This window comes from Mycobacterium sp. TH-M15, from assembly GCF_057473705.1.
The window spans coordinates 1-6,556 of sequence record NZ_JBYCLB010000170.1 but is presented as its reverse complement, the minus strand read 5'-3'; the positions used below and the strand labels follow the sequence as shown (position 1 = coordinate 6,556).

At 70.1% G+C, this 6,556-nt stretch carries 7 protein-coding genes; all 7 read left to right on the top strand.

Annotated elements, in window-relative coordinates; translation table 11 throughout:
* Positions 1 to 897: adenosylhomocysteinase (locus AC2VNT_RS04050; RefSeq protein ID WP_486945629.1), on the top strand; the 897-nt coding region annotated here is incomplete at its 5' end.
* Positions 898 to 988: 91 nt separating this feature from the next.
* The gene (locus tag AC2VNT_RS04045) at positions 989 to 1,624 is read left to right on the top strand and encodes a dTMP kinase (RefSeq protein ID WP_486945628.1); all 636 of its coding nucleotides are present in this window, start codon (positions 989 to 991) and stop codon (positions 1,622 to 1,624) included.
* A gap of 62 nt (positions 1,625 to 1,686) precedes the next feature.
* Entirely contained in the window at positions 1,687 to 2,373 is a 687-nt protein-coding gene (mtrA, locus tag AC2VNT_RS04040) for a two-component system response regulator MtrA (RefSeq protein ID WP_486945627.1), read from the top strand.
* A 31-nt stretch (positions 2,374 to 2,404) separates the two neighbouring features.
* On the top strand, positions 2,405 to 4,090 hold the full coding sequence (gene mtrB, locus AC2VNT_RS04035; protein WP_486945626.1) for an MtrAB system histidine kinase MtrB: 1,686 nt from the start codon (positions 2,405 to 2,407) through the stop codon (positions 4,088 to 4,090).
* Positions 4,090 to 5,874, top strand: a complete 1,785-nt coding sequence (gene lpqB / locus AC2VNT_RS04030) for an MtrAB system accessory lipoprotein LpqB (RefSeq protein WP_486945625.1) — start codon at positions 4,090 to 4,092, stop codon at positions 5,872 to 5,874. Before mtrB ends, lpqB begins: the two co-directional genes overlap by 1 nt.
* A gap of 167 nt (positions 5,875 to 6,041) precedes the next feature.
* Positions 6,042 to 6,182, top strand: a complete 141-nt coding sequence (locus AC2VNT_RS04025) for a hypothetical protein (protein ID WP_486945624.1) — start codon at positions 6,042 to 6,044, stop codon at positions 6,180 to 6,182.
* Between the two features lie 65 nt (positions 6,183 to 6,247).
* The coding region (locus AC2VNT_RS04020; protein WP_486945623.1) for a hypothetical protein at positions 6,248 to 6,556 on the top strand (309 nt) is incomplete at its 3' end.

Below are 6,556 nucleotides of genomic sequence, written 5' to 3'. Positions count from 1 at the left end.
AAGGCCGACGCTGGTTCAAAGTGGACCACGATCGCCGCGTCGGTCAAGGGTGTCACCGAGGAGACCACCACCGGTGTGCTGCGGCTCTACCAGCTGGCCGCCGCCGGTGAGCTGGTGTTCCCGGCGATCAACGTCAACGACTCGGTGACCAAGAGCAAGTTCGACAACAAGTACGGCTGCCGGCACTCGCTGATCGACGGCATCAACCGCGGCACCGACGTGCTGATCGGCGGCAAGCACGCGCTGGTCTGCGGCTACGGCGACGTCGGCAAGGGCTGCGCAGAGTCGCTCAAGGGCCAGGGCGCGCGGGTCACCGTCACCGAGATCGACCCGATCAACGCGCTGCAGGCGATGATGGAGGGCTTCGACGTCAAGACCGTCGAGCAGGCCATCGGTGAGGCCGACATCGTCGTCACCACCACCGGCAACAAGGACATCATCACGCTGGCGCACATGAAGGCGATGAAGAACCAGGCCATCCTGGGCAACATCGGCCACTTCGACAACGAGATCGACATGGCCGCCCTGGAGACCTCCGGCGCGGTGCGCGACAACGTCAAGCCGCAGGTCGACGTCTGGACCTTCGGCGACACCGGCCGGTCGATCATCGTGCTCTCCGAGGGCCGGCTGCTGAACCTGGGCAACGCGACCGGGCACCCGTCGTTCGTGATGAGCAACAGCTTCTCCAACCAGGTGATCGCCCAGATCGAGCTGTGGACCAAGGGCGACGAGTACGACAACGAGGTCTACCGGCTGCCCAAGCACCTCGACGAGAAGGTGGCCCGCATCCACGTCGAGGCGCTCGGCGGCACGCTGACCAAGCTGACCAAGGACCAGGCCGAGTACATCGGCGTCGACGTCGATGGCCCGTACAAGCCGGAGCACTACCGGTACTGACACCGGTCCCCCGTCGTTGAGATTGCGTGCCGGGCTGTTGCTCCGGTTGTTGCACGACCCGGTGCGCAATCTCAACGCGTAGGCTCACGCCGTGCTGATCGCGATCGAGGGGGTCGACGGCGCCGGCAAGCGCACCCTGGCCGACGGGCTGCGGACCGCCTGGACCGCCGCCGGGCTCGCGGTGGCCACCCTGGCCTTCCCGCGCTACGGGGACTCCACCGCCGCCGACCTGGCCGCCGAGGCGCTGCACGGTGAGCACGGCGACCTGGCCGCCTCGGCGTATGCGATGGCGGTGCTGTTCGCCCTGGACCGGGCCGGCGCCCGCGCCGAGATCGCGGAGCTGGTCGGGACGCACGACGTGCTGATCCTGGACCGCTATGTGGCCTCCAACGCCGCCTACAGCGCCGCCCGGCTGCACCAGGACGCGTCCGGCGAGGTGGTCGGGTGGGTGGCCGAGCTCGAGTACGACCGGCTGGGGCTACCCGCACCGGACCGGCAGGTGCTGCTCGACGTCCCGGCCAAGCTGGCCGCCGAGCGGGCCCGGGGGCGGGAGCGGCTGGACCGCGAGCGGACCCGGGACGCCTACGAACGCGACGACGGCCTGCAGGCCCGCACCGGTGCGGTGTACCGCGGTCTGGCCGGTGCCGGCTTCGGCGGCCGTTGGCAGGTGGTCGGCCCCGCCGTGGACGTCGCCGAGCTGGCCTCGGCGCTGCTGCGGCCCGGTTGACACGCAGTTAAGCGGCGAAACGCGGGTGCGCCACCCCGGTTTTGTCACGATTTGGTGACACCATGGACGCCATGAGGCAAAGGATTCTTGTCGTCGACGACGATCCGTCGCTGGCCGAGATGCTCACCATCGTGCTGCGCGGCGAAGGTTTCGACACCGCGGTTGTCGGTGACGGCACCCAGGCGCTCACCGCGGTTCACGAGCTCCGCCCCGACCTGGTGCTGCTGGACCTGATGCTGCCCGGGATGAACGGCATCGACGTCTGCCGGGTGCTGCGCAAGGACTCCGGGGTGCCGATCGTGATGCTGACCGCCAAGACCGACACCGTCGACGTGGTGCTCGGCCTGGAGTCCGGCGCCGACGACTACATCATGAAGCCGTTCAAGCCCAAGGAGTTGGTGGCCCGGGTGCGGGCCCGGCTGCGGCGCAACGACGACGAGCCGGCCGAGCTGCTCGCCATCGACGACATCGACATCGACGTGCCCGCGCACAAGGTCAGCCGGGCCGGTGAGCAGATCTCGCTGACCCCGCTGGAGTTCGACCTGCTGGTCGCGCTGGCACGGAAACCGCGTCAGGTGTTTACTCGTGACGTGCTGCTCGAACAGGTGTGGGGGTATCGCCACCCGGCCGACACCCGGCTGGTGAACGTGCACGTCCAGCGACTGCGGGCCAAGGTGGAGAAGGACCCGGAGAATCCGACCGTGGTGTTGACCGTTCGAGGAGTGGGTTACAAGGCCGGACCTCCGTGACTCCCGGCACAGGCGCCCGGAGACGATGCGGGTGATCTGGGGCTCTTCCAAGCCGCGCATTCGGGGGCGCTGGGGCCGGTCCGGCCCGCTGTTGCACGGCGTCAACGCGCTGAGCCGGGCCGCCCGGATGGTCTGGCGGCGATCGTTGCAGCTGCGGGTCGTGGTGCTGACCGTGGGGATTTCGGCGGCGGTGATCCTGGCCCTCGGCTTCGTGCTGACCAGCCAGATCACCAATCGGGTGCTGGACGCCAAGGTGCACGCGGCCACCGAGCAGATCCAGCGGGCCCGGAACACGGTCGGTGGCATCGTCGGCGGGGAGGAGGCCCGCTCGCTGACGTCCAGTCTGCAGCTGGCCCGCAACACGCTGACGTCCAAGACCGACCCGGCGGCGCTGGGCAACTCGGCCGGCGCGTTCGACGCGGTGCTGGTGGTCCCCGGCGACGGGCCGCGGGCGGCGACCAGCGCCGGCCCGGTCGACCAGGTGCCGCAGGCGCTGCGTGACTTCGTCAAGGCCGGCCAGGTCAGCTACCAGTACGCCACCGTGCACGCCGAGGGGCTGTCCGGCCCGGCGCTGATCATCGGCACCCCGACCGCGTCCCGCGTGACCAACCTGGAGCTGTACCTGATCTTCCCGCTGGCCAACGAGAGCAGCACCGTCCAGGTGGTGCGGGGCACCATCGCCACCGGCGGGCTGGTGTTGATGGTGCTGCTGGCCGGCATCGCGCTGCTGGTCTCCCGCCAGGTGGTGCTGCCGGTGCGGTCGGCGTCGCGGATCGCCGAGCGCTTCGCCGAGGGGCACCTCTCCGAGCGGATGCCGGTGCGCGGCGAGGACGACATGGCCCGGCTGGCGGTGTCGTTCAACGACATGGCCGAGAGCCTGTCCCGGCAGATCACCCAGCTGGAGGAGTTCGGCGATCTGCAGCGCCAGTTCACCTCCGACGTCAGCCACGAGTTGCGCACCCCACTGACCACGGTGCGGATGGCCGCCGACCTGATCCACGACCACAGCGAGGATCTGGAGCCGTCGCTGCGCCGGTCGACCGAGCTGCTGGTCAGCGAGCTGGACCGGTTCGAGACGCTGCTCAACGACCTGTTGGAGATCTCCCGGCACGACGCCGGGGTGGCCGAGCTGTCGGTGGAGTCGGTGGACCTTCGCTCGACGGTGAAGAGCGCGCTGGACAACGTCGGCCACCTCACCGACGACGCCGGGGTGGAGCTGCAGGTGGACCTGCCGGCCACCGAGGTGATCGCCGAGGTCGACCCGCGCCGGGTGGAGCGCATCCTGCGCAACCTGATCGCCAACGCGATCGACCACGCCGAACGCAAACCGGTGGTGATTCGGATGGCCGCCGATGTCGACACCGTCGCGGTCACCGTGCGCGACCACGGGGTCGGGCTGCGCCCGGGTGAGGAGAAACTGGTGTTCAGCCGGTTCTGGCGGTCGGACCCGTCGCGGGTGCGCCAGTCCGGCGGAACCGGGCTGGGCCTGGCGATCAGCGTGGAGGACGCCCGGCTGCACCAGGGCCGGCTGGAGGCGTGGGGCGAGCCCGGCCAGGGCGCCTGCTTCCGGCTGACCCTGCCGCTGGTGCGGGGCCACAAGGTCACCACCAGCCCGTTGCCGCTGAAACCGGTCGCCCAGCAGACCGCCAGCGGCGGCACAGACACCGACACCGGGCGGCGGCGGCGGCTGCGCGAGCATGCGCAGAGGAGCGGATGATGCGCCGGGCAAGAACGTTGCTGGGTGCGGTGGTCACCGTCGCCGCCGTGGTCACCGGGGTCGCGGCCGCCGGTTGTGCCGCGGTGCCCAGCACGTCGGCGCCGCAGGCCATCGGCACGGTGGAGCGGCCGGCGCCGTCGAACCTGCCCAAGCCGACGCCGGGCATGGACCCCGACATGCTGCTCCGCGAGTTCCTCAAGGCCACCGCCGACCCGGGAAACCGGCACCTGGCCGCCCGGCAGTTCCTCACCCAGTCGGCCTCCGACGGCTGGGACGACGCCGGTAGCGCCACCCTCATCGACCAGGTGGTGTTCGTGGAGACCCGCGGCTCCAACCGGGTCTCGATCACCATGAAGGCGGCCATCCTGGGGACGCTCTCCGACGTGGGGGTCTTCCAGACCGGGGAGGGGATGCTGCCCGATCCGGGCCCGATCGAGCTGGTCAAGACGTCCGGCGGCTGGCGGATCGACCGGCTGCCCAACGGGGTGTTCCTGGACTGGCAGCAGTTCCAGGCCACCTACAAGCGGCACACGCTGTACTTCGTCGACCCGACCGGCAAGACCATGGTCCCCGACCCGCGCTACGTCGCGGTCTCCGATCCGGACCAGCTCGCCACCGAGCTGGTCTCCAAGCTGATCGTCGGCCCGCGACCGGAGATGGTGCACAGCGTGCACAACCTGCTGGCCCCGCCGCTGCGGCTGCGTGGGCCGGTGACCCGGGCCGACGGCGGTGCCACCGGGGTGGGCCGCGGCTACGGCGGCGCCCGGGTCGACCTGGACCGGCTGCCGGCCGCCGACGCCAACAGCCGGCAGCTACTGGCCGCGCAGCTCATCTGGACGCTGGCCCGCGCCGACATCAAGGGGCCGTACGTGATCGACACCGAGGGGGAGGCCCTCGACGACCGGTTCGCCGACGGCTGGACCACCTCCGATGTGGCCGCCACCGACCCGGGCGCCGCCGACGGCGCCGGGGTCGGGGTGCACGCGCTGGTCGGCGGGGAGCTGGTCGGCCTGGACGGCCAGCAGCTGGCCCATGTCTCCGGGGCGTTCGGCAAGCTGACGAGCCAGACCGCGGCCGCGCTGTCCCGGGACGGCAAACAGGCGGCGTCGGTGGTGACGCTGCACCCGGGCACCCCGGAGTCGGCGGCGTCGCTGTGGATCGGCGACCTCGGCGGCGACGCGGTGGAGTCGGTCGACGGGCACGGGCTGTCCCGGCCGAGCTGGGCGCTGGACGGCGCGGTCTGGGTGGTGGTGGACGGCAACAACGTGGTGCGGGCGCTGCAGGAGAGCGCGTCCGGGCGGCCGGCCCGCACCCCGGTGGACTCCGGGGCGGTGTCGACGAAGTTCCCCGGGCCGATCCCCGAACTGCAGCTGTCCCGGGACGGCACCCGCGCCGCGATGGTGATCGAGGGCCAGGTGATCCTGGCCACCGTCGAGCAGAACCCGGCCGGGCAGTTCGCGCTGACCTTCCCGCGCCGGTTGGGCTTCGGCCTGGAGTCGTCGGTGGTCTCGCTGGCCTGGCGCACCGGCGACGACCTCGTGGTCAGCCGCGACGACACCGAGCATCCGGTGTCGTACGTGAACATCGACGGGGTGAACTCCGACGCGCCGACCGACAATCTGCAGACACCGGTCGCGACGATCGCCGCCGACCCGTCGACGGTGTACGTGACCGACCCGCGTGGGGTGGTGCAGCTCTCCAGCGCTGCCGCCGAGCAGAGGCAGGGCTGGGTGCCGGTGCCGGCGTTCCTGGTGGCCGGCGCGGTGCCGGTGCTGCCGGGGTGATTTAGCTTTAGCGCCGTACACACCCGGTTGAGGTCGGCCAGGGCACCGCGGCCGCCGGCGGCGCCGAACCGGCGCATCCCAGCTTGCCCACCGCCCGCCCCGCCATATCCCCGGCAAACGCACCCACGAACAGTCGAAATCGCCCGTCCACGGTTTCAGGTTTGTCTATGCGTTTGTTTATGCGCAGCTTGGGCGGGGTGGTCCCGCACGGCGACGTAGCCGCTGAGTTGAGTGCTGGGCACGATCTTGACTACAAGGACGGCAAGCTGGCGAGCGACTTCCCGAACACCTGCGAATATCAGGGTTAGCTACTCAACGGACGCTGCCGTGGGAGGATGGCCGTACCCATGTATGAGCAGACTGGAGCATTGCCGTGGCCCCCATCCCGGACGTCGTCAAGCCCGCCGACAAGTACAACTTGATTCAGGGCAACTGGCCAAAGCAATCGGAAGCGGCATACCGAACCGCATCGGCTCGTGCAGTGACGGCTAGCACGGCAGCGGAGAGCGACCAGACCGCTGCAGTGGCGGCTGCCAATTTGGCTACCTCTACGATGAAGGGCCTAACCGGTACCGACGTCGAGTCTGGGCTGGACAAGCTGACCGGTGTATTTCGGCTGCAGACAACTACCTACACCGCCTATGCGGCCTCTTTTGCTGCTGCAGCAACAAAAATCGAGTCT

Excerpts from the sequence above, each read along its gene's own strand:
- lpqB (WP_486945625.1), top strand. The coding sequence starts at position 4,090 with ATGCGCCGGGCAAGAACGTTGCTGGGTGCGGTGGTCACCGTCGCCGCC.
- mtrA (WP_486945627.1), top strand. The coding sequence starts at position 1,687 with ATGGACGCCATGAGGCAAAGGATTCTTGTCGTCGACGACGATCCGTCG.
- AC2VNT_RS04025 (WP_486945624.1), top strand. The coding sequence starts at position 6,042 with ATGCGTTTGTTTATGCGCAGCTTGGGCGGGGTGGTCCCGCACGGCGAC.